The organism is Flavobacterium sp. (assembly GCF_030146175.1).
Classification (GTDB): Bacteria; Bacteroidota; Bacteroidia; order Flavobacteriales; family Flavobacteriaceae; genus Flavobacterium.
Genome location: NZ_JASLCE010000104.1, coordinates 1 through 21,693 on the forward strand (window position 1 = coordinate 1; position 21,693 = coordinate 21,693).

Sequence of the window (21,693 nt, forward strand, 5' to 3'; positions counted from 1 at the left end):
TTTTACTAAACCGCTGCACAAATTATGTTGACATCCTTATCGATTAAAAATTTTGCTCTGATTGAACAGTTGGATATTCGTTTTTCGAACGAGTTTTCGATTATAACCGGGGAAACCGGAGCAGGAAAGTCGATCTTATTGGGCGCGTTAGGCCTGGTGTTGGGACGCCGTGCGGATTTAACCTCCCTAAAAGATAAAGAACAGAAATGTGTGATCGAAGCACATTTCGAAATTCAATCCTACGCATTACAGCCTTTTTTCGAGGAAAACGATCTCGATTACGAAACGACAACCATCATTAGAAGGGAAATCCTGCCATCGGGTAAATCGAGGGCTTTCGTCAATGATAGTCCGGTAAACCTACAGGAATTACAGGAGTTGGGCGATTTTTTACTGGATATTCATTCACAACACCAAACACGGGAATTAACAGACGAAGCTTATCAGTTGCAAATTCTGGATGCCTTAGCCGGTCATCAGGACTTGTTACAGGATTATAAAACCCGTTTGTCGCGTTATAAAGCCATCCGTTCGCAATTAAAACAATTGCAATCGGAAAAAGACGCCTTGTTAAAAGAACAGGATTATAATAGTTTTTTATTGGAAGAGCTATTGGCGGCCAATTTAAAAGACGGCGAACAGGAAGAACTGGAAGCCGCTTTCGAACGATTAAACAACGTGGAATTTATTCGGGAAGCACTGGATAAGTCGATGATGATTGCTAATGAAGAGCAAATCGGACTTATTCAGAACTTAAAAGAAGTCAAAGCGACCTTGCTAAAAATAGCACCGTTGTCTATAGAATATCAGGATTTGTCCGACCGGGTTTCCAGTGTGCTGATTGAGTTTGATGATATTGCCGATGAATTACAACGGCATTCTGAAGCCTTAATGAGTGACCCGGAACAATTGGAACTGACCAATCAGAAATTACAAAATATCTATTCGCTTCAGAAAAAGCACCAGGTAAATACCGTTGCCGAACTGTTGGCAATCCAACAGGCGCTTGACGAAAAAGTTGTTCAGGCCGACGATATGGATAGCCGGATTGAAGCCTTAAACCGGGAAGAAACGGAGCTAAAAGAAAGTTTAAACGGATTGGCGGAAACGATTTCGGCAAACCGTACAAAAGCAGCACCGGTTTTAATCGGACAAATAACCGAAATACTCGCGGAACTGGGTATGCCAAATGCCCGTTTTGAATTCGATATCCGCCCGTCGGAAACGTTTTTACCATTGGGAAAAGACGAAGCGCAATTGTTGTTTTCGGCCAACAAAGGAACCAGTTTCGGATTGCTGAAAAAAGTAGCTTCCGGAGGGGAAATGTCGCGAATTATGCTGGCTGTAAAAGCCATACTGGCCAATTATACCAAGTTGCCAACCATTATATTTGATGAAATTGATACCGGAGTTTCCGGGGAAATTGCCCATAAAATGGGGGATATTATGAAAAAGATGAGTCGGAAAATGCAGGTTTTTGCCATTACGCATTTACCGCAAATTGCCGCCAAAGGAAATCAGCATTATAAAGTATTCAAATTCGTACAGGGAGAAACCACGGTTTCCGAATTAAAACTGCTGACCAATGAGGAGCGTATTGTGGAGATCGCGGAAATGCTTTCCGGAAAAGATATCTCCGATTCGGCACGAAACCACGCCCGATCGTTATTAATGGATTAAAAGGATTTTGTTTTGGAAGAAAATATTAGTTACTACGAAAATCAGTTCATCCGGGCTGATGCTTTGATTTCGGATGGAAATGTGTCCGAAGCAAAAGAAATTCTCGAAGAAATTCTGGATCAGTATCCGGATTTTGGAAAAGCACACAATCACCTGGGATGGATCTATTATACGAAACTGAGTAATCACGAAAAAGGAGCCTATCACTACAAACTGGCCATGCGTTTTGACCCGAAATACCCGGCGGCTTACCTGAATTATACCTATTTATTAGTTGATCTGGGACGATTAGAGGAGGCTAAAGAGCATATCGCCGAAACGCTGAATACACTTGAAGGAGCCGATAAAGCATCCTATAATAGCGAATTGGGACGGATTTATGAAATGGAATTTAACCTGATTCCGGCTTATGAAGCCTATAAAAAAGCGGCGTCCTACGGGTTTGGCGCTCAGTTTATTGAGAATATGAAGATGAATATGAACAGGGTGAAAGATAAAATGACTATTTTTGAAAAATTAAAATTGAAATTTACTTAAAAACATAGCTATGTACAATTTATTAAAAGGAAAAAGAGGGATCATTTTTGGAGCGTTAGATGAGAATTCAATCGCCTGGAAAACGGCTGAGCGCGTACATGAAGAGGGAGGAACATTTGTTTTGTCCAATGCTCCGATTGCAATGCGTATGGGTACGATCAACCAGTTGGCAGAAAAAACAGGTTCCCAGATAATTCCGGCTGATGCTACTTCCGTTGAAGATTTGGAAAACCTGGTAGAAAAGGCAATGGAAATCCTTGGTGGTAAGATTGACTTCGTTTTGCACTCCATTGGGATGTCTGTAAATGTAAGAAAAGGAAACCACTATACGAATCAGAATTATGATTTTACAGAAAAAGGATGGGACGTATCTGCGGTATCCTTCCATAAAGTAATGCAGGTTTTATACAAAAAAGACGCCATGAACGAATGGGGAAGTATCGTAGCCTTAACCTATATGGCGGCACAACGTGTATTCCCGGATTATAACGATATGGCCGATAATAAAGCCTATTTAGAGTCGATCGCACGTAGCTTCGGATATTTCTTCGGAAGAGACAAAAAAGTACGTGTAAACACGATTTCACAATCGCCTACGCCAACGACTGCCGGTCAGGGAGTAAAAGGTTTCGGTGGATTTATTTCTTTCGCCGATAAAATGTCGCCGCTAGGAAATGCTTCTGCTTTAGACTGTGCTAACTATACCGTAATGATGTTCTCGGATCTTACTAAAAAAGTAACGTTGCAAAACCTGTTACATGACGGAGGATTCTCGAATATGGGAGTAAGTCAGGAAGTAATGGAAGCTTTCGAAGAAGGATTAGCCAATAAAAACGACTAAAAGTATAGCGTAATTGAAAATAGAATTACTCGTGAAAACCATCTCTTTGAGGTGGTTTTTTTCTTTTTATAAAGTTTATCTTTGTTAAAAAATAAAGAACCCATGTATTTTTCATTGATAATTCCGGTGTATAACCGACCGGATGAAATTGAGGAACTGTTGCAAAGTTTGGTGCGACAGAATTATAACGAAGCTTTCGAAGTCGTGATAGTGGAAGACGGCTCTACTATTCCGTGTGAAACGGTTGTGGAGGCGTTTAAAAGCAAATTGTTTATTTCCTATTACAACAAACCCAATTCCGGGCCGGGCGATTCCCGTAACTACGGAATGCGAAAAGCTATCGGACGCTATTTTATTATTTTGGATTCCGATTGCATCTTACCGGAAAATTACGTAACTTCCATAGCCAATAACCTACAAAAAAACTATGTAGATTGTTTTGGCGGACCTGACAATGCATTGGATTCTTTTTCGGACATTCAGAAGGCCATTAATTTTACGATGACGGCATTTCTGACCACGGGCGGTATTCGGGGCGGTTCCGAAAAAATCGGAAAATTCCAGCCGCGAAGCTTTAATATGGGCTTGTCTAAAAAAGCATTTGAAGCCTCCGGAGGATTTGGAAACATTCATCCGGGAGAAGATCCGGATCTGTCGATACGACTGTGGGAAATGGGATTTGAAACCAGATTGTACAAAGATTCGTATGTATATCATAAACGACGTATTGATTGGAGTAAATTCTATAAACAGGTCAATAAATTTGGAAAAGCAAGACCAATATTGGATTCCTGGTATCCAAAATACCGGAAAATAACCTTCTGGTTTCCAACCTTATTTTGCTTTGGATTTCTGGTTGCGATAGCGCTTTATGCATTTGGAATTCCGTTGCTTTTTCAGTGTTATGCTTTATATTTTGCGATTTTATTCCTATCGGGAATCATTGAAAATGCGAGTTTAAAGATTGGGTTTTTAGCGGTTATAGCCGCCGTAATTCAATTTTACGGCTACGGAATCGGCTTTTTTAAATCGTTTTTTAGGATAACTGTACTAAAAAAACAGCCGGAAAAGGCATTTCCGGAATTATTTTTTAAAAAATAAGACATGACAAAAATTGTAGGACTCACCGGCGGGATCGGAAGTGGGAAGTCGACCATCGCGGAATATATTCATTCGAAAGGTATTCCGGTTTATATAGCTGATGATCAGGCGAAAAGAATAATGGACGATCCTGAAATTGTAAAAAAAGTCCGGGAAATTTTTGACGAGAATGTTGTAGAAAATGAAAAATTAAATCGCAAAAAAATTGCAGAATTAGTGTTTTCTTCACCTAATTTATTAAAAAAATTAAATGAAATTATACATCCGGCTGTTAAAGAAAATTTTGATAAATGGTTAAAAAATAATAAAAAAAGTAATTTTATAGTTAAAGAAGCTGCAATTCTTTTTGAGAGCGGTAGTTATAAAGATTGCGATAAAATAATATTGGTAACGGCTCCGCAAGATATTCGTATTGAACGGGTTATGAATCGGGATAAAGTTAGTCGCGATCAGGTACTCGACCGTATGAAAAACCAGTGGGACGATGCGAGGAAAGCAGAATTTAGCGATTATATAATAGACAACACCGATTTGGTCATTTCTTTAAAAGAAGTGGATTTAATTCTTAAAGAATTGAATAAAATGTAAAAACCGCCATAGATGTTAATCTTTGGTTAATGTTTTTAAGGAATAAATGTTAAAATGTTAATTTTGTTTTGATGAATAAAACGAGATTCCTCTTATTGATAATCCTGATGAGCCTGTCGTTGGTGGGTATTATTCTGGTACAATTATTCTGGATTAATACTTCCTACAAGAACAACGAAGAACAATTCAAGTACCACGTACAACAGGTTATCGGTAGTGTAGCGAATAAACTACAACAACAGGAGTACTTTGAGTTCTATGAAAAGTTCAACAAGTTAAAGGACAGTATTGGAAAAGTACCGAGACAAAGCGATTTGTTAGAGTATTTTTATGTAAAACGCGATCCGAAAACCAACGAGCAAATCATTTACTCCAATACCATCGTTTTAGAAGATTACAATTTAAACCGTTCGTTCTTTGATAAAAGATCTGACTCCGTTTCGCTCAAAAGTTTCGTAGCGAAACGAAAAACAGAAATCTATAATGGAAATGTGGTCGATAATGCCGCAACTTTTCAGAAAGCACCAATGCCTGATGTAACGATCGAAAAGGAAGGAAATCTCGATATTCTGGATAAAGCCCAGTTTGAGATTTACTTTAAGGATATCGTAGGTTTAAAACCGATTCAGGAGCGTGTTTCGAAAGAGAAGCTGCACAATATGCTGCAAAACGAACTCAGTCAGTACGGTGTGAAGACGCCTTTTGAGTTTGGAATTTACAGCAATATGCTGGCCACCAAAGTAAAATCGGAAAATTTTAATTACGATAAAAACTCAACCTACAGTATTCCGGTGTTTCCGGATAACGAAGGACAAAGCAAATACCAGCTATTGTTGAGTTTTCCACAAAAAAATAAATTCCTTTTTTCGTCATTGGTCGGTATAACCACCCTTTCCATCATCTTTACGCTGGTCATTATTGTAGCCTATTTTAGCGCACTAAACCAGCTGATACGACAAAAACAGATTTCGGAGATCAAAACCGACTTTATCAACAATATGACCCATGAGTTTAAAACACCTATTGCCACGATCAATCTGGCTTTGGATGCGATTAAAAACCCAAAGATCATCGATGATAAAGAAAAAGTACAACGCTACCTGCAAATGATACGGGATGAGAACAAACGAATGCACGCACAGGTAGAAAATGTACTGCGGATTTCCAAGCTTGAAAAACGGGAATTGGAAATCAGTAAAGAACCAACAGATGTTCATACGATAATAGAAGATGCAATGGAGCATGTTAACCTTATTGTGGAAGACCGCGGCGGGATCATTAAAGAACATCTGAATGCCAAACGAACCACGATATTGTTAAACGACGTACATTTTACGAATGTAATGGTTAACATACTGGATAATGCAATAAAATATTCACCGGAAGCACCGATAATTGACGTGATAACAGAAAATGTCAAAGATTTTATACTGATAAAAGTAAAAGATCACGGAGCGGGAATGAGTAAAGTGGCTCAAAAAAGAATTTTTGAGAAATTTTACCGGGAACATACCGGCGATTTACACAATGTAAAAGGACACGGGCTTGGATTAGCCTATGTAAAGCGAATTGTTGAAGACCATAACGGTCAGATATTCGTTGAAAGTGAGAAGGGAAAAGGAAGTACCTTCATTATAAAAATGCCACTAATAAATTAATGATATGGATACGACTAACAAAAAAATTCTTTTAGTAGAAGATGACCCCAATTTTGGAGCAGTGCTCAAAGATTACCTTTTAATAAATGATTTTGAAGTTACTTTAGCCAAAAACGGAATGGAAGGTTTCGAAAAATTCAAAAAAGACAACTTCGATTTATGTATTTTGGACGTAATGATGCCTTACAAAGATGGTTATACCTTAGCGAGAGAAATCCGCGAGAAAAATAAAGAAGTGCCGATTATCTTTTTAACGGCCAAATCAATGAAAGAAGACGTTTTAAAAGGGTATAAAGTAGGTGCAGATGATTATTTGAACAAGCCTTTTGACTCGGAAGTTTTATTGATGAAGATCAAAGCGATCATTCAGCGTAAAGCTTCAGAAGTAAAAACAGACAATACAAAATTTGAATTCCAGATTGGTAAATTCCATCTGAACTCCAAATTGCGTTTCCTTTCGTTCCAGAATGAGGAGCCGATCAAATTGTCACCAAAAGAAAATGAATTGCTAAAAATGTTGGCCTTACATGAAAACGATTTGATGCCAAGAGAATTAGCATTAACCAAAATTTGGAGAGACGACAACTACTTCACCTCAAGAAGTATGGACGTTTATATTGCCAAATTACGTAAATACCTGAAACAGGATGAGGATGTTGAAATCCTGAACATCCACGGAGAAGGTTTCCGTTTGGTGATCAAAAATAAAGTTACAGAATAAAAAGCACCCAAGCTACTTAGAAAAAAAGAAGCGCCCGGATTTGAATCCGGGCGCTTTTTTTATGACTTATTGAATACACCTGACAGGTTTTCGAAACCTGTCAGGTGTTTTAGGTGGTTTCAAAAACCTGTCAGGTGTATTATAGGGTTCGCTTATTTCCAGTCCAATTGTAGTGCGAAACAGGTTTTATCGGCTTTAGCAACCGAAAAATAAGTTGGTTTGACTTCCGGTGTTTTATGAATCGAGATCGTATCATTCAGGCTCAATTCCCGTAAAAAATTCATTTCAAAGCTTTTGATTTCCTGTTTCAGGACGGCTTTAGCATCGAGCGTATCCAAACACCATTCCAGGTATTTTACGTTGTTTACGTGATTCACAATGTCCAGATCAGATAATACCACATTTCGGTTGGCTACCGTTTCCGTATCGCGGGAAACATTAATCTTGGAAAAGTGCTGTTCGGTGGCATGCCATTCCGGATATTTCTCAAAATGTTCATGTGGTAACGCCAAGGCTTCGGCTTTTCGGAGTTTGGTATTAAAAACCGCCCAAAAAGTAGACGCTCCGGCTAGTTTTTTTCCATTCAGATACATTTCGATATTTCGGATGGAACGCGAACCCTGTAGGTCTTCGATCCAGGTTTTAACGGTTACTTTGTCCATCCATTTGGGAAGAACGTCGGTTATTTCTACGCGAATACGACTCAAAACCCAGGCCTGATCGTGTTGTTGCATATCATTAAAACTCAATCCACCGTGAATGGAATGTTCTGCAGCTGTTAATTGCAGGATATTGCACAAATCGACATATTTCAGGTAACCGAAAGGAGTACATTGTGTAAAATTAATTTCCCATTCGTGTTCGAAAACGGAAGTAAAATCAGGGGATATAGGCATTGTTATGTATTTTGGGTTTGTTGATCCGCATACGCGATAAGCTGCTCAACCGGTGTATTATAATCGAACCATTGGGCGTTTTCGGTACGTTTAAACCAGGTAATCTGCCGTTTGGCAAAGCGCCGTGTATTCTTTTTAATTTCTTCGATAGCAAAATCGAGTGTGTAATCACCGTCAAAATAACTAAATAATTCCCGATAACCGACGGTTTGTAAGGCGTTTAACGTTTTATTGGGATAAAGCAATTTGGCTTCTTCGAGCAAACCGGCATCCAACATCAGATCCACACGGCGATTGATACGGTCGTACATTACTTCGCGCTCTGCTTCCAGTCCGATGACTACCGGAATAAAATTGCGTGCATTTTTTTTCTGATTCAGAAAGGAAGAATACGGTTTTCCGCTACCAAGACTAACTTCCACAAAACGCATCATACGCTGTGGGTTTTGTAATGTTTGCGGATTTTTGGCATATATTTTTTGATAATATTCCGGATCGAGTCGTGCGAGTTCTTCCTGAAGGTAGGTAATTCCTGTGTTTTCGTAGTTTTCCCGAATGTTTTCCCGTACCGACGGATCGATGTCCGGAAAATCATCAAAACCCTTTAAAATGGCATCTACATACAAACCGGAACCGCCCACCATAATCTGGACATTGTTTTTAGCAAACAGTTCGTCGAGCTTGGTTGTAGCGTCTCTTTCGAAATCACCAACCGTATACGGATCGAAAACCGAAATATGCTGGATAAAATGATGCGGCGCTGCGGCAAGTTCAGTAGCAGACGGCACCGCGGTACCGATGGTCATTTCTTTAAAAAACTGACGACTGTCGCAGGAAAGGATATCGCATTTAAAATGTCGGGCGAGTTCTATGCTTAAAGCCGTTTTGCCAATAGCGGTTGGGCCTATAATGGTGATCAGGTAGTTAGCCATTTGTTAATTTTTCGCCACAATGATGGCAATATCTGGAATCTTCGTTATAAATGATGGTTGTACAGGACGGACATTTTCGTTTTCCGTCTATATCCGGAGCATTTCGTTTGGCGTTGGCAAACTCGGCTGTTACGATACCGGTTGGAACTGCAATGATACCATAACCCATGATCATAATAAAAGCCGCGATAATCTGACCTAAGGTTGTGATCGGAGCAATATCGCCATAGCCTACGGTTGTAAGGGTAACAATACACCAGTAAATGCTTACCGGAATACTGGTAAACCCGCTTTCCGGACCTTCGATAACATACATGATGGCGCCAAGTAAAATGGAAACCACCAAAATAAAGTAAATAAATACGATGATTTTGGTTCGACTGGCTTTAATGGCCAGTTTTAGCTGGGATTCCTGACCGGTAAAATGCACCAGATTCAGAATTCCAAACAAACGAAGTAGTCGTAAGGCTCTGATAACAGACAACATTCGTGATCCGGGGACAAAAAAGGACAAATACATCGGTAAGATGGAAATAAGATCCACGATACCGTAAAAGCTAAAAATATATTGTAGCGGACGTCTGTTACAAATGATTCGGAGTGCGTATTCGATACTGAAAAACACGGTGATAATCCATTCCGAAACCACGATAAATGTATGGTGCTTCAAATCGAGTTTTTCGATCGATTCGAGCATTACCAGTAAAACACTCAATAGAATAACACCCAATAAGGCCAAATCGAAAAGACGTCCGGCAAACGTATTGGAACCATAAATAACAATATACGTTTTTTGCTTAAAAAGATCGTATTTGGTTTTTAAAGCTTTCAAAACGGTTAGGTGTTAAAACGTTACTACTTTGTTGACTTTTTTCTTTCGCAGGTAATTCTGGATAATATTGCGTGTGTCCCGGTTGTTTTCCATCGGGATAATGATCTTTTTTAGAATATCGATATTATTGATCTGATAATTCAGGTCGTAAAAACAATAGCCTTTATAAATGCCGTTTTCTACCAATATGGCCGTTCTTTCGTCGATACTGCGACCGCGATCCACAATAACCATATTTTGGTTCTGAAACTGATAGTTGTCAATAAAATCCTGTACGCGTACATTGTATTCTGCAGGACTTTCCTTACCGATACAAGCGCCGTTACATTGTTTGATATCGTATTGAAAACAACCTTTTTTAGTGTCGTACAAACCATTGATCTTCTGACATAACTGGTATTCGACAGTAATCTTATGCAGGAAGTTTTTACCTTCCACAACGGTTACAAAAGAGGTGATCTCTTTTTTACGACCATCGGCTTTAGCCAGACGAAGGCTCAAATAACCCTCACTGTCTTTTTCGGCATATAAAGCCCATGGAAAGATGGTTTTGCGTTGGGCGCGGTTATAAACCGGTTTGTTGATCTTGATTTCTTCGCTTTCTTTTAAAAGCGCAATCAATTCGCTACCGGTTTCTTCAAAAGTGACGGCGTAGACCTCGTTTTGTATTTTTTTAGCCTTACGGGAAGTCCCTGTAAAATGCTGGTTTACGCGTTTTTTTATGTTTTTGCTTTTGCCGATATAAATAATGGTTCCGTCTTCGCGATGGATATAGTAAATGCCGGTTTTGGATGGAATACCTTCCACAATATCCAGCAATTTTGGCGACATCCCGGATTTGATTTCCTTTTTGATAAACGTGGTAACGATTTCCTTTTTAAGATCCTTGGACAAAAGCATTTTAAACAGCTTTACGGTAGCCATTGCATCGCCGGTTGCGCGGTGACGGTCGGCGATTGGAATTCCAAGACTACGAACCAGTTTTCCAAGACTGTAGGAAGGTTGGTCGGGAATTAGTTTTTTGGACAGCTCCACAGTACACAGCGTATTTCGGTTGAATTCATAACCCAGTCGGCGGAATTCCATACGGAGCACGCGATAATCGAAAGCCGCATTATGGGCTACGATAATACAATCCTGTGTGATTTCGATGATGCGTTTGGCGACTTCATAAAATTTAGGAGCCGAACGCAGCATGGCATTATTAATACCGGTCAGTTTAACTACAAACGGTTGTATGGGAATTTCAGGATTGACCAGACTAATAAACTGATCAACCACTTCATGGCCGTCGAAACGATAGATAGCAATTTCGGTAATGCCCTCTTCGTTATATTGTCCTCCTGTCGTTTCTATGTCAAGTATAGCGTACAATTCTGTGTCTGAGTTTTAAAATTCGCGGTTAGCGGGAGCCAAAAATACTGCTTCCGATCCGTACCATTGTACTGCCGCAGTCGATAGCAATCGCATAATCGCCCGACATGCCCATAGATAAAATGGAAAGGTCAGTAGTTTGGGTTTTGTTATTTTTATACGTGTCAAAGATAGCTTTTAAACGGCTAAATTCTTTTTTAATTTGTGCTTTACTATCGGTAAAGGTTGCCATTCCCATTAATCCCGTAATTCGCACGTTTTGTAAGTCCTGTAAAGCATCGGAAGTGAGCAATGTTTTTAATTCGTTTTCATCCAATCCGAATTTGCTTTCTTCTTCGGCTATATATATCTGCAGCAGGCAATCGATAACCCGATTGTTTTTTTGCGCCTGCTTGTTAATTTCCTGTAATAATTTTAAACTGTCCACACCGTGAATTAGGCTCACATAAGGCGCCATATATTTCACTTTATTGGTCTGAACATGTCCAATCATATGCCATTGGATATCCTTAGGCATTTGTTCCCATTTCTCGGTCATTTCCTGGATCTTATTTTCACCGAAAATACGCTGACCGGCTTCATAGGCTTCCATTAAATCGGAAACGGGTTTGGTTTTGGAAACGGCTACCAGCGTAACCTGTTCCGGTAAGCCTGCTTGTATTGCGGTAAGATTTTCACGTATTGTCATAGCGTCATTACTGTTTTTGCCAAAATTAAATTTCATAAACCACAAGACCGCTTCTGAACTTCGGTTCGATAAACGTGCTTTTTGGTGGCATGATCAAATTGGCATCGGCCAGATCCTTAATTTCTTTAATATTAATCGGGAAGAGCATAAAACCGACTTCAAATTCGCCATTATCGACCTGTTCTTTGATGGTTGTAATGGATTTTGTACCGGGAACATATGCAATTCTGTCGTCCGTTCGCAAATCTTCAATACCCAGTATCGGTTGTAAAACCGTTTTGTAAAGAATCTGAGCATCTAACCCGGACAAGGCATCATCAAAGATAAAGTTTTCTTCTTTAAGTTTTAAAGAATAAAAATCGTTATCCAGATACATACCGAACTCAAATTTATGCTTTGGTTTCCACAATTCCTGCTTTTTGCTTTTGATCACAAAATTATCGGCCAGTTTTTTGATAAAATCATCTTTGGTAAAACCATTCAAATCGCGAATCAATCGGTTGTATTCGTATATTTTTACGTTGGTATCGGCAATCAGATAACTCATAAAATAATCCAGATTCTGATTCCCGGAATTTTTGTCCTGTTCGTATAATAATTCCGCCGATGCAGAACGATGATGACCGTCGGCAATATACAAATCGCCAATGCTTTTAAATTGTTCCTGTAGCCATTGGATTTCGTTTTCGTCTGCAATCTTCCAGAGCGTATGTTTCTCTTTATTTGTCGTAGAAAAGTCCAATAGCGGACGTTCCTGCGATTTCGCTGTGATCCATTCGCTTAAAGCGGTAGTACTGTTATAGGTGATCAATACAGGTTCGGTATTAAAACCGGTTTGATGCAAATAATCTTTAAATAAATCCACACGATACTGTAACGTATCTTCGTGTTTTTTGATCACGTTATCCTGATAATCCTTGATGGAGGTTCCGGCCAGGATTCCGATAAACGCATGGTTTTTGGATTCGATCTGGTACAGATACAATACCGCCTTTTCTTCCTGAACCAGAATCCCGTCCCGCTTAAAATCGGCATATTTATGAGCCACAGCTTTAAAGCGCTTGTCAAAACCGATTTTTTGCTGGTTCATATACGCCGGATTTAAAATATGCAAAAAGGAAAACGGATTAAACTCCAGGTAAGCAGCCAACTCGGTTGCCCCGTAATCGTCGTACGAACGGGAAGTCACCAGACTTACTTTGTCTGCCGTAGGATGAACCGCTTTAAAAGGTTGTATTATAGCCATTGAATCGAAATTAAAATTGGCAATTGATAACCGAAATTACCAATTGCCAATCGGGTATACGTATCATTATGCGAACATTTTCGCAACTTTCTCTGCTTTTTTGCTTTCGGAATAATCGTAGAAACCTTCACCGGATTTTACACCCAGTTTTCCAGCCATTACCATGTTTACCAATAATGGGCAAGGTGCGTATTTCGGATTTTTAAATCCGTCGTACATTACGTTAAGGATCGAAAGACATACGTCCAATCCGATAAAATCAGCTAATTGCAATGGTCCCATCGGATGTGCCATTCCCAGTTTCATTACCGTATCGATTTCGGATACACCGGCTACGCCATTGTATAGCGTTTCGATAGATTCGTTGATCATTGGCATTAAAATACGATTAGCTACAAATCCGGGATAGTCGTTTACTTCCACTGGTGTTTTACCTAGTTTTACAGACAACTCCATAATCGTTTTGGTTACTTCGTCTGTCGTGTTATAACCGCGGATGATTTCGACCAGTTTCATAATCGGCACCGGGTTCATAAAGTGCATTCCGATAACACGTGCCGGGTTTTTCACCACAGAAGCAATCTGCGTAATGGAAATGGAAGAAGTATTGGAAGCTAAAATGGTATTTTCATTACAAACCTCGCTTAGTTGTTTAAAAATGTTCAGTTTTAACGTTACATTTTCCGTAGCTGCTTCTACAACCAGGTCAGCATTTACCACACCGTCTGCAATATCGGTATAGGTGATGATGTTTTCGATAGTCGCTTTTTTGTCGGCTTCGGTAATGGTTCCTTTGGCAATCATACGATCCAGGTTACCTACGATGGTAGCCATTCCTTTTTCCAGTGATTTTTCGGAAATATCGATTAATAATACTTTAAAACCGCTTTGTGCAAAAGTATGCGCAATTCCGTTGCCCATTGTTCCGGCTCCGATTACAGCTATGTTTTTCATTTTTATGGTTGTTTTTTAATGTTTGTTATGATTCCGTTTGATAGTAACGTATTCGGGATGATAATCCTGTTTTGGGTATCGTCCAGAATAATGGTGTCGTGTAAATTTACTTCCAGTACACGTCCCGATTTGCCCTGAAATTCGATATAATCGTTTACGCGAAATGGTTTGAAAATCAGGATAAAAATACCGCCTACGATATTGCTCAGTGCCTGTTGTGAGGCAAATCCGGCGATTAAGGTGGTTACACCGGCACCGGCGAGTAACGAATGACCGTAGGTTTTGGCGATCGGTAAGGTGAGCAATGCCCATCCAAATCCGAAAAGATAGATAATAGCGGTCGCGAAATGTTTAAAAAAAACATAATTCGTCGGATCGCTGTCTATGATGTTGGATTTTTTGAAGATCAGTCGCTTTAGATACAAATTGGCAAAATACGAGAATAGCAACGTCAGTCCGCAAATAATTGCGAAATGTACCAGCGTTTCCGTATCCTGAAGCAACTTTTGGATCATGGTTATTTTTTAAAACAGTCAATAATTTGATGTGCCACACGAAGTGCCTCTGTTCCGTCTTCCAATGTTACAATTGGTGTTGTATTGTTGTTGATGGCATCGGCAAAAGTCTCCAGTTCGTCCAGAATGGCATTGTTTTGTTCCACACTCGGATTGTCGTAATAGATTTGCTTTTTGACCCCTTCGGCATTTTGAAGGATCATATCAAAATCGCCGGGTACTTCCGGAGCGTCTTTCATTTTCACCACTTCGCAGATTTTCTCGAGGTAATCCACCGAAATATAGGCATCTTTCTGGAAAAAACGGGCTTTACGCATGTTTTTCATCGAAATCCGACTGGAAGTTACGTTGGCCACACAACCGTTTTCGAACTCAATACGGGCATTGGCAATGTCCGGAGAATCGCTGATCACCGAAACACCACTGGCGCTAATATTTTTTACTTTGGATTGTACCACACTTAGAATCGCGTCGATATCGTGAATCATCAGATCCAGTACTACCGGAACATCGGTACCACGCGGATTAAACTCCGCCAGACGGTGCGTTTCGATAAACATCGGATTTTCGATTTTGTCTTTTACCGCTTTAAAAGCCGGGTTAAAACGTTCCACATGACCTACCTGACCTTTAACCTGATGTTTGGTTGCCAGCGCAATAATTTCACGTGCTTCTTCTACCGTATTCGCGATGGGTTTTTCCAAAAAAACGTGTTTTCCATTTTCGATCGCTTCTTTGGCACAATCGAAATGCGAAAGGGTAGGAGTTACAATATCAACCACGTCAACAGCCTGAATAAGCGCTGTGATCGAGTCGAATTTCCGGTAACCGAATTCCTGAGCCACTTTTTCGGCATTATCGGTATTCGGGTCGTAAAACCCTACTAATTCATATTTTTCAGATTGATTGAGTAATCGCAAATGTATTTTTCCAAGGTGGCCGGCACCTAATACGCCAACTTTTAGCATGAGCATCTATTTTCAACAAAAATAAAAGATTTCGACGTAAAAACTTCTATTTCAAATTTAAAAGTTAGGGGATTTTTTTAAGGAGAAGACCGTGTTAATAATTTCCGGAGATGGATTTCAAATTGTAAATTTGTTTGTTATTTTTACCCTTTAATAATTGCCATAAAAGTGAGAGATACTGCCAAACATCAAGGACTTCGAAATCAGCTGGTAACCGTATTACAACAAAAAGGTATTACGGACAGAAATGTATTGGAAGCCATTAAAAAAATCCCGAGACATCTGTTTTTAAATTCAGGATTTGAAGATTTTGCCTACCAGGATAAGGCCTTTCCGATCGGAGCCGGGCAGACGATTTCGCAACCCTACACGGTAGCGTTTCAATCGGAATTATTACAGGTGAAAAAAGACGACAAAGTACTGGAAATCGGAACGGGTTCGGGTTATCAAACGGCCGTTTTGTGTCTGATGGGGGCAAAAGTGTACAGTGTGGAACGCCAGAACGAGCTGTTTAAAAGCACGTCTTTATTATTGCCAAAACTGGGAATTCGCCCGAAACAATTGTCATTTGGCGACGGCTATAAAGGATTGCCAAATTTTGCGCCTTTCGATAGTATTATCGTAACAGCCGGAGCACCGTTTATTCCACAACCGCTTATGGCGCAACTTAAAATTGGCGGCCGACTTGTTATTCCATTGGGAGAAGATGTTCAGGTGATGACCTTGCTGATCCGTAAAAACGAAACACAATTTGAAAAGCACGAATTAGGTGACTTCCGATTCGTTCCTTTGCTGGAAGATAAAAATTAATGAAAACGTCCGCCTTGGTGGACGTTTTTTTATTGATGCACCAACAGGTTGAGGTAGCGTTCCAGACTTTCTTTTTCCGCCTGAGCTACGATTAGCAACAGGTTTTCTTTGTTTTGAGTTGTATTGGCTTCATTCAGCGCATTTTCAAACACTATTTTGGAGGCCGGATCACCTTTGATCAAAGCATAAAGATAACCGTGTTGGATTAAAATGGAATTCATTACCAAACGGGCAACCTTATTGTTCCCGTGTGTAAAAGCCTGTATAAAACAGAACTGCGAAAGGATTTCACCCGCCAGAATCACCGGATGTAATTTATTTTTATTGGTTTCGTACCATAAAAATAGGTCGCCCATTAGTTTTGGAATACTGTTGGCACGGGGTAAGGTGTCGGAACTATTGTTTGGAATATTGTCCGTACTTCGGTATTTTCCGGATTCGTCGGGAGCAATACCGCGGACGATCAGATTGTGAAGCGTGAAAATATCTTTTTCGGCTATAAAACTATTCTTTTCCGGAAGACTTTCGAGGTAACGAATGGCTTCCTGATGGTTGATCGCTTCGAGGTGTTCCCGCATACTTTTCCCGGAAATGGTTTCGCCTTTCTGAATTACGGCACGGGTTTCGTCCAGTGAAAAAGCCGCTCCATCCAACTGATTGCTGCAAAATATATAATCCAGCGCAAGGGTTTGCCGGATGGTTTCGGTTTCGAACGACCGGAAGCGTGTTACTTTTTCCTTTAAATTGTCGATCTCGTGTAATAGAATTTGCAGTGCAGCCGGTATGGAATAGGTTTTGGTAAAAGCGTTGCGTTTGAGTTCTTCCTCGGCCATTTGTATCGCTTTTAAAGCCAATTCGTCCTGACCGACTTCGTAGAGAATCTTTTCTTTAAGCCAGTTGACCAATAAGGTGTCGAAATCGATTTCGAGTAAGGTAGCCAGTTTGACAAGTTGTTCGCGTGTTGGTTTACGCTGACCGTTTTCAAATTTACTAATCAATGCCTGATCGATCTGAAGCATCTGCGCCACTTCGCGGGTTTTAAGTCCTTTTTGTTCGCGGGCGTTTTTGAGTAGGTCTTTCATGTTTCAGGCTTTTCATGACAATTTTAGTCATAAATCAGCAAATGTAAAACACTTTTAAGCGATAATTTAGTGTACTTTTTTGATTCGGTCTAAATCCCGTTTGTTATCCCGGTCTTTTATAGTCTCCCGTTTGTCGAAGTTTTTCTTACCACGGCAAAGCGCGATATCCAGTTTTGCCAGTCCTTTTTCGTTGGTAAACAAACGAAGCGGAATAATGGTAAGTCCTTTGTTTTGCATGCTTTTTAAAAGACTTTTCAGCTCTTTTTTGTTTAGCAGTAACTTACGCTCGCTTTTGGCTTTATGGTTGTAATGCGTGCCGTATAGGTATTCTTCGACATGCGAATTGATCACAAACAGTTCATGACCGTGAAATTCACAGAAACTCTCGGCTATAGAGGCTTTTCCCAAACGGATCGATTTGATTTCCGTTCCGGTTAATACGATTCCGGCGGTATACTTTTCGAGTATTTCATAATCGAATTTCGCTCTCTTGTTAAGTATGTTAACTGTTTTTAGCATAGGACGGCAAATGTAAGAACAAAAAGCGAATCGTAAAAATTTTGTGATTCCAATTACTAATGAAAAAGTTTATGGACTATGATTTTTATCAGTTTTTACCGGTTATTATGCGGCTACTTTTGCCTTGTAATACTTAACCAAAATTAAACATGAAAAAAATAACTTTATTAGCAGCAATAGTATTGATGTTCGGTACGGGTGTAACGCAGGCTCAGGAAATCAATACAAAATATAAAACCGAAGATTTTAAAAGATGGCAGGTTCGCGTACGTGGTGTAGGTGTGGTACCAAATGAAAGTGCCGATATCAGTACCATAGGTGGTGATGTTTCCATTTCGAATACGATTATTCCGGAACTGGATTTCTCGTATTTCTTTACTAAAAATTTCGCTGTGGAATTGATTTTAGGAACATCCAAACACGATGTACATACGGTAGGTTCTGATATCTCAGCTGTTGGCGGGCCGTCAAAAGCGAATGTCGATCTGGGTTCTGTACGTTTATTACCACCGACATTGATGGCGCAGTACCATTTTTATCCGATGAACGAAAAAGTATTCAAACCGTATGTAGGTGCCGGATTAAACTATACCATCTTTTATGATGTTAAAGCCGGAAATACGGTTAAAGATGTAAAATATGACAATGCATTAGGCTATGCGGTTCAGGCTGGTTTTGACCTTATGGTGACCGATAAGTTCTTTATCAATGCCGATGTAAAACGATTATTCTTAAAAACAGATGTTACAGTGGATGCTTCCAATTTAGCCGATGGCTTAAGTATCCCGGCAGATGTTAAAATAAATCCATGGTTATTAGGGTTAGGGGTTGGAATGAAATTCTAATACATGGTTTAGTGGTTTTTTGATAAGAAAGGTTGCCAGCAGGCAACCTTTTTCTTTTTTAAAACTGTAACAGGTAATCGGTAACACTATCGCCTTTAACGACTACGAGGTATAGATTTCCAAATACACTTTCGTCAATTTCTTGGTATTTCGGTTGACCAATCAGCGCGTTGACAAAACCGGGTATGGAATTACTATGGCCAACGATAAGCACATTTTTTCCCAGCGTTTCCTTTTTAAACTTCAGAATATCGAGGTCTTTATGGTTGTATACGATTATATCTTTATGATTCCGGTTAGCAGTTGGCTGAGCTGTTTGTTGTGTGCGTTTGTATACGGTACAATACACCGCATCAAAAGTAATATTTTGTAAAGCCCGATCCCATTTTGCGGCGCGTTCCAGGCCTTTTTCAGACAAATTGGTATCTTTTGACGAATCGGCTTTTTCGGCATGACGAATTAAAAAATAGGAGGTCGTAACTTCTTGTGCGTGGAGTGCCTGTGTCATGATCAGGGTAAAAATAAATAGTAAATTTTTCATTTTTTGATCTTTAGTGCTTAAAGGTAACATTATTTTATAAAACCAGTAGTGGTAAGGGTTTTGTTGTTTTTTATTGTTTGTTTTAAATATTTTTGTTATAAAAATTTTGTTTTTGTGTTAAAAATATTGTTATTTTTAGAAAATGTAATCCCAAAAACAGATAAATAATGAAAAAAAATTATGTTGTAGTGGCACTGCTGAGTGTAGTGCTTTTTTCGGCCTGTTCTAAAGATGAAGATCGCAATCCGGGTGAAAACCAGTCCGGACAAGAATTGTTTCGAAAGGATACCCTGTCTAAAGCCGCGATCAATTCCCGTATTGATCAAATTAGCAATGAAAAAGGATCGTTTCATTGGAAAGATGGCGGCTACCAAATGTTGTGGAGTGCAATTATCCGCGGGAATAACACTGTTACCATCGGGTATGGTGTGAATGCCGATGATTTCGACAGTCACAAATCCGGAAAAGGAAGTGAGATTAAAGCCCGTTTAAAAAACATCATTCTGGAATCCGAAAAAGGATCCGAAAAAGAAGTGATCTTTAAAGAAGACAATGATCTAAACCTTATGGATGTGGTTATTAAAAAGCGCGAAACATTGGAAGCCTTATTAAAAGAACAACATATTCGTTATATCGAACCGGCCGATTACCGTTATTTCGATACTGTCGAGGCACGTCCGGTTTATGGACCGGAAGTAAGTTCGAGTTCGGGGTGTGGTTTTTCATCGGCTACCATTGCGACAGCCGATTATACAACGGTAACACCGAATGCGCGTGTGCCGTGGAATTTTTACAAACACAATATCCCGGGTGCCTGGAATTACAGTACCGGAAGCGGGATCACCATTGGAGTTGTCGACACCGGATTATCGCCGCAACAAAGCCTGATGGGAACCAGTTTTAACTCTGGATCTTCGTCTGGCAGAACGGTACAACGTTTTGGTGTTTATGTCGATTCGATCTGGCCATGGTCTTCAGGATTTGACGGCCCGGATGATCAATGCGGACACGGAACGAGTATGGCATCGGTGGCAACGGCGCCAAGAAACAACAGCGGATTACCGGTGGGTGTGGCCTATAATGCCAGTCTGATTACGTATAGAGCGGCTTCGAATGTGGTTTTGGACGGTTATCACGAGCAGGAAGGGGTTAAGTTGGCCTTTACCGCTTTAGGAAATAACAACAATGTTAAAATCATTTCGATGTCGATGGGGCATATCATTTCAGTTGGAAAAATTGAAGACGGTGTAAAATATGCCTATAGCAAAGGAAAACTGATTTTCTGCGCCGGTGGAACGTCTACCAGTTTTACCAACTTCGCAGGTGTGATCTTCCCGGCTTCGATGAGCGAGGCGGTTGCTGTAACCGGTGTTAAGGAAGGAACGACCTTCCAGGAATGTGATGTGTGTCATAAAGGAGGTAAAATCGACTTTACGATCGTAATGGAACGCGCCGGAACGAATAACAACGTACCGGTATTAAGCTACTATAATAACGCGGCCAATTATGTAGGCGGATCGTCGGTAGCAACGGCTACAACAGCGGGTATCGCGGCTTTGGTTTGGGCTAAAAACCCAGGTTGGACACGCGATCAGGTGTTGACCAAAATGAAACAGTCATCGACGTTCTATCCAACTAAAAATGCAGATTTCGGACACGGAAACATCAATGCACAATTAGCGGTACAATAATTATAATATGATCAAATAAAAAAGGGTTGCCTTCATCGGGCAACCCTTTTTTATTTGTGTTTTTTTAGTCCTGACCCGTTTTTAAAAACGGGTCAGGACTTTTTATTTTTTATTGATCAAAGAATAAACATAACTATCCAGATATTGACCGTTCCAGTAAGTATCTTCTTTAAAATGCCCTTCGCGGATAAAATTGTTTTTTTCCAGTAGTTTCCAGGAAGCAAAATTTTCCGGAGCGGTAATCGCTTCGATGGAATGTAGTTTCATTTCGTTAAAACCATAATCGATAGCTCTTACCAAAGCTTCCTGCATAATTCCTTTTCCGTGATAATCGGGTGACAACATATAACCAATTTCGGCACGGTGATTTTCCGGCTTTGGTCGGAAATAACCAATAAGACCCACTATGATGTCTTCGTCTTTAAAGGTAATACCCCAGTTTACACATTCGTTATTCAACCGTAGGTCATTCATATAATTGATATGCGCAATGGCATCATCGATTGTTTTGGGTAACTCACGCGGGATATATTGCATGGTTTCGGGATTGGAACGAAGTTGGAACATCTGTTCGGCATCCGTTTCAACAATTTGACGCAATCGCAGGCGATCGGTTTCCAGAATCGGAAATGGGGAAAAATTCAAATGGAGCATAGTATCAGAATTTAAAATCG

General features: G+C 39.9%; 23 protein-coding genes. 10 read left to right on the forward strand and 13 right to left on the reverse strand.

Annotation, left to right across the window (positions count from 1 at the left end; all coding sequences use genetic code 11):
- The first annotated feature begins 24 nt into the window (after positions 1-24).
- From recN to Q1R07_RS11785, 7 genes are all read left to right on the forward strand, one after another.
- The gene (recN, locus tag Q1R07_RS11755) at positions 25-1,680 is read left to right on the forward strand and encodes a DNA repair protein RecN (RefSeq protein ID WP_300490345.1); all 1,656 of its coding nucleotides are present in this window, start codon (positions 25-27) and stop codon (positions 1,678-1,680) included.
- Between the two features lie 12 nt (positions 1,681-1,692).
- A complete protein-coding gene (locus Q1R07_RS11760; protein WP_300490347.1) occupies positions 1,693-2,217 on the forward strand; it encodes a hypothetical protein in 525 nt (174 codons plus the stop codon).
- A 10-nt stretch (positions 2,218-2,227) separates the two neighbouring features.
- Positions 2,228-3,058 carry an SDR family oxidoreductase gene (locus tag Q1R07_RS11765; protein ID WP_300490349.1) on the forward strand — a complete coding sequence of 277 codons (831 nt, stop codon included), beginning with the start codon at positions 2,228-2,230 and terminating at the stop codon, positions 3,056-3,058.
- Between the two features lie 102 nt (positions 3,059-3,160).
- Positions 3,161-4,159 (forward strand): glycosyltransferase, encoded by a 999-nt coding sequence (locus tag Q1R07_RS11770; protein ID WP_300490352.1) that lies wholly within the window; start codon positions 3,161-3,163, stop codon positions 4,157-4,159.
- 3 nt (positions 4,160-4,162) lie between these two features.
- Positions 4,163-4,747 (forward strand): dephospho-CoA kinase, encoded by a 585-nt coding sequence (gene coaE / locus Q1R07_RS11775; RefSeq protein WP_300490355.1) that lies wholly within the window; start codon positions 4,163-4,165, stop codon positions 4,745-4,747.
- A gap of 71 nt (positions 4,748-4,818) precedes the next feature.
- Positions 4,819-6,405: a HAMP domain-containing sensor histidine kinase gene (locus Q1R07_RS11780; protein WP_300490357.1), complete on the forward strand. Its 1,587-nt coding sequence runs from the start codon at positions 4,819-4,821 to the stop codon at positions 6,403-6,405.
- A 4-nt stretch (positions 6,406-6,409) separates the two neighbouring features.
- Positions 6,410-7,126: a response regulator transcription factor gene (locus Q1R07_RS11785; RefSeq protein ID WP_136402546.1), complete on the forward strand. Its 717-nt coding sequence runs from the start codon at positions 6,410-6,412 to the stop codon at positions 7,124-7,126.
- A gap of 152 nt (positions 7,127-7,278) precedes the next feature.
- Here the strand turns inward: Q1R07_RS11785 and Q1R07_RS11790 are convergent, their stop codons facing one another.
- The 9 genes from Q1R07_RS11790 to Q1R07_RS11830 all read right to left on the reverse strand — a co-directional run bounded on the left by Q1R07_RS11790 (position 7,279) and on the right by Q1R07_RS11830 (position 15,531).
- Positions 7,279-8,022, reverse strand: a complete 744-nt coding sequence (locus Q1R07_RS11790; RefSeq protein WP_300490362.1) for an acyl-ACP thioesterase domain-containing protein — start codon at positions 8,020-8,022, stop codon at positions 7,279-7,281.
- Between the two features lie 2 nt (positions 8,023-8,024).
- Complete coding sequence (gene miaA, locus Q1R07_RS11795; protein ID WP_300490364.1) at positions 8,025-8,954, reverse strand: tRNA (adenosine(37)-N6)-dimethylallyltransferase MiaA; 930 nt, start codon at positions 8,952-8,954, stop codon at positions 8,025-8,027.
- On the reverse strand, positions 8,947-9,786 hold the full coding sequence (locus Q1R07_RS11800; protein WP_300490367.1) for an ion transporter: 840 nt from the start codon (positions 9,784-9,786) through the stop codon (positions 8,947-8,949). The genes miaA and Q1R07_RS11800 overlap by 8 nt, the downstream gene beginning before the upstream one ends.
- Before the next feature lie 12 nt (positions 9,787-9,798).
- Positions 9,799-11,160, reverse strand: a complete 1,362-nt coding sequence (locus Q1R07_RS11805) for an exonuclease domain-containing protein (protein WP_300490370.1) — start codon at positions 11,158-11,160, stop codon at positions 9,799-9,801.
- Positions 11,161-11,188: 28 nt separating this feature from the next.
- Positions 11,189-11,848, reverse strand: coding sequence for a YggS family pyridoxal phosphate-dependent enzyme (locus tag Q1R07_RS11810; RefSeq protein ID WP_300490508.1), 660 nt, complete (start codon positions 11,846-11,848; stop codon positions 11,189-11,191).
- Positions 11,849-11,873: 25 nt separating this feature from the next.
- The gene (locus tag Q1R07_RS11815; RefSeq protein ID WP_300490374.1) at positions 11,874-13,094 is read right to left on the reverse strand and encodes a DUF1015 domain-containing protein; all 1,221 of its coding nucleotides are present in this window, start codon (positions 13,092-13,094) and stop codon (positions 11,874-11,876) included.
- Positions 13,095-13,160: 66 nt separating this feature from the next.
- Positions 13,161-14,048: a 3-hydroxybutyryl-CoA dehydrogenase gene (locus Q1R07_RS11820; protein WP_300490378.1), complete on the reverse strand. Its 888-nt coding sequence runs from the start codon at positions 14,046-14,048 to the stop codon at positions 13,161-13,163.
- Positions 14,049-14,050: 2 nt separating this feature from the next.
- Positions 14,051-14,563 carry a mechanosensitive ion channel domain-containing protein gene (locus Q1R07_RS11825; RefSeq protein WP_300490381.1) on the reverse strand — a complete coding sequence of 171 codons (513 nt, stop codon included), beginning with the start codon at positions 14,561-14,563 and terminating at the stop codon, positions 14,051-14,053.
- 2 nt (positions 14,564-14,565) lie between these two features.
- Positions 14,566-15,531, reverse strand: a complete 966-nt coding sequence (locus tag Q1R07_RS11830; protein WP_300490384.1) for a Gfo/Idh/MocA family oxidoreductase — start codon at positions 15,529-15,531, stop codon at positions 14,566-14,568.
- 168 nt (positions 15,532-15,699) lie between these two features.
- On the opposite strand from Q1R07_RS11830, the gene Q1R07_RS11835 reads away from it, so the two are divergent.
- A complete protein-coding gene (locus tag Q1R07_RS11835; protein ID WP_300490387.1) occupies positions 15,700-16,341 on the forward strand; it encodes a protein-L-isoaspartate(D-aspartate) O-methyltransferase in 642 nt (213 codons plus the stop codon).
- Positions 16,342-16,370: 29 nt separating this feature from the next.
- Here the strand turns inward: Q1R07_RS11835 and Q1R07_RS11840 are convergent, their stop codons facing one another.
- Positions 16,371-17,423, reverse strand: a complete 1,053-nt coding sequence (locus Q1R07_RS11840; RefSeq protein WP_300490390.1) for a Fic family protein — start codon at positions 17,421-17,423, stop codon at positions 16,371-16,373.
- A gap of 66 nt (positions 17,424-17,489) precedes the next feature.
- Positions 17,490-17,942, reverse strand: coding sequence for an SsrA-binding protein SmpB (smpB, locus tag Q1R07_RS11845; RefSeq protein ID WP_300490393.1), 453 nt, complete (start codon positions 17,940-17,942; stop codon positions 17,490-17,492).
- Between the two features lie 149 nt (positions 17,943-18,091).
- On the opposite strand from smpB, the gene Q1R07_RS11850 reads away from it, so the two are divergent.
- Positions 18,092-18,787, forward strand: a complete 696-nt coding sequence (locus Q1R07_RS11850) for an OmpW family outer membrane protein (protein ID WP_300490396.1) — start codon at positions 18,092-18,094, stop codon at positions 18,785-18,787.
- A gap of 58 nt (positions 18,788-18,845) precedes the next feature.
- On the opposite strand, the gene Q1R07_RS11855 is transcribed toward Q1R07_RS11850, so the two are convergent.
- Complete coding sequence (locus Q1R07_RS11855; RefSeq protein ID WP_300490399.1) at positions 18,846-19,328, reverse strand: phosphoglycerate mutase family protein; 483 nt, start codon at positions 19,326-19,328, stop codon at positions 18,846-18,848.
- A gap of 167 nt (positions 19,329-19,495) precedes the next feature.
- On the opposite strand from Q1R07_RS11855, the gene Q1R07_RS11860 reads away from it, so the two are divergent.
- A complete protein-coding gene (locus Q1R07_RS11860) occupies positions 19,496-21,019 on the forward strand; it encodes a S8/S53 family peptidase (RefSeq protein WP_300490402.1) in 1,524 nt (507 codons plus the stop codon).
- A gap of 102 nt (positions 21,020-21,121) precedes the next feature.
- Here the strand turns inward: Q1R07_RS11860 and Q1R07_RS11865 are convergent, their stop codons facing one another.
- Entirely contained in the window at positions 21,122-21,673 is a 552-nt protein-coding gene (locus tag Q1R07_RS11865; protein WP_300490404.1) for a GNAT family N-acetyltransferase, read from the reverse strand.
- Positions 21,674-21,693 lie beyond the last annotated feature (20 nt).

What these genes read in the sequence shown, in the direction of transcription:
- recN (WP_300490345.1), top strand. Translation starts at nt 25, where the DNA reads ATGTTGACATCCTTATCGATTAAAAATTTTGCTCTGATTGAACAGTTG.
- Q1R07_RS11765 (WP_300490349.1), top strand. Translation starts at nt 2,228, where the DNA reads ATGTACAATTTATTAAAAGGAAAAAGAGGGATCATTTTTGGAGCGTTA.
- Q1R07_RS11770 (WP_300490352.1), top strand. Translation starts at nt 3,161, where the DNA reads ATGTATTTTTCATTGATAATTCCGGTGTATAACCGACCGGATGAAATT.
- coaE (WP_300490355.1), top strand. Translation starts at nt 4,163, where the DNA reads ATGACAAAAATTGTAGGACTCACCGGCGGGATCGGAAGTGGGAAGTCG.
- Q1R07_RS11780 (WP_300490357.1), top strand. Translation starts at nt 4,819, where the DNA reads ATGAATAAAACGAGATTCCTCTTATTGATAATCCTGATGAGCCTGTCG.
- Q1R07_RS11785 (WP_136402546.1), top strand. Translation starts at nt 6,410, where the DNA reads ATGGATACGACTAACAAAAAAATTCTTTTAGTAGAAGATGACCCCAAT.
- Q1R07_RS11790 (WP_300490362.1), bottom strand. Translation starts at nt 8,022, where the DNA reads ATGCCTATATCCCCTGATTTTACTTCCGTTTTCGAACACGAATGGGAA.
- miaA (WP_300490364.1), bottom strand. Translation starts at nt 8,954, where the DNA reads ATGGCTAACTACCTGATCACCATTATAGGCCCAACCGCTATTGGCAAA.
- Q1R07_RS11810 (WP_300490508.1), bottom strand. Translation starts at nt 11,848, where the DNA reads ATGACAATACGTGAAAATCTTACCGCAATACAAGCAGGCTTACCGGAA.
- Q1R07_RS11815 (WP_300490374.1), bottom strand. Translation starts at nt 13,094, where the DNA reads ATGGCTATAATACAACCTTTTAAAGCGGTTCATCCTACGGCAGACAAA.
- Q1R07_RS11820 (WP_300490378.1), bottom strand. Translation starts at nt 14,048, where the DNA reads ATGAAAAACATAGCTGTAATCGGAGCCGGAACAATGGGCAACGGAATT.
- Q1R07_RS11825 (WP_300490381.1), bottom strand. Translation starts at nt 14,563, where the DNA reads ATGATCCAAAAGTTGCTTCAGGATACGGAAACGCTGGTACATTTCGCA.
- Q1R07_RS11830 (WP_300490384.1), bottom strand. Translation starts at nt 15,531, where the DNA reads ATGCTAAAAGTTGGCGTATTAGGTGCCGGCCACCTTGGAAAAATACAT.
- Q1R07_RS11840 (WP_300490390.1), bottom strand. Translation starts at nt 17,423, where the DNA reads ATGAAAGACCTACTCAAAAACGCCCGCGAACAAAAAGGACTTAAAACC.
- smpB (WP_300490393.1), bottom strand. Translation starts at nt 17,942, where the DNA reads ATGCTAAAAACAGTTAACATACTTAACAAGAGAGCGAAATTCGATTAT.
- Q1R07_RS11850 (WP_300490396.1), top strand. Translation starts at nt 18,092, where the DNA reads ATGAAAAAAATAACTTTATTAGCAGCAATAGTATTGATGTTCGGTACG.
- Q1R07_RS11855 (WP_300490399.1), bottom strand. Translation starts at nt 19,328, where the DNA reads ATGAAAAATTTACTATTTATTTTTACCCTGATCATGACACAGGCACTC.
- Q1R07_RS11860 (WP_300490402.1), top strand. Translation starts at nt 19,496, where the DNA reads ATGAAAAAAAATTATGTTGTAGTGGCACTGCTGAGTGTAGTGCTTTTT.
- Q1R07_RS11865 (WP_300490404.1), bottom strand. Translation starts at nt 21,673, where the DNA reads ATGCTCCATTTGAATTTTTCCCCATTTCCGATTCTGGAAACCGATCGC.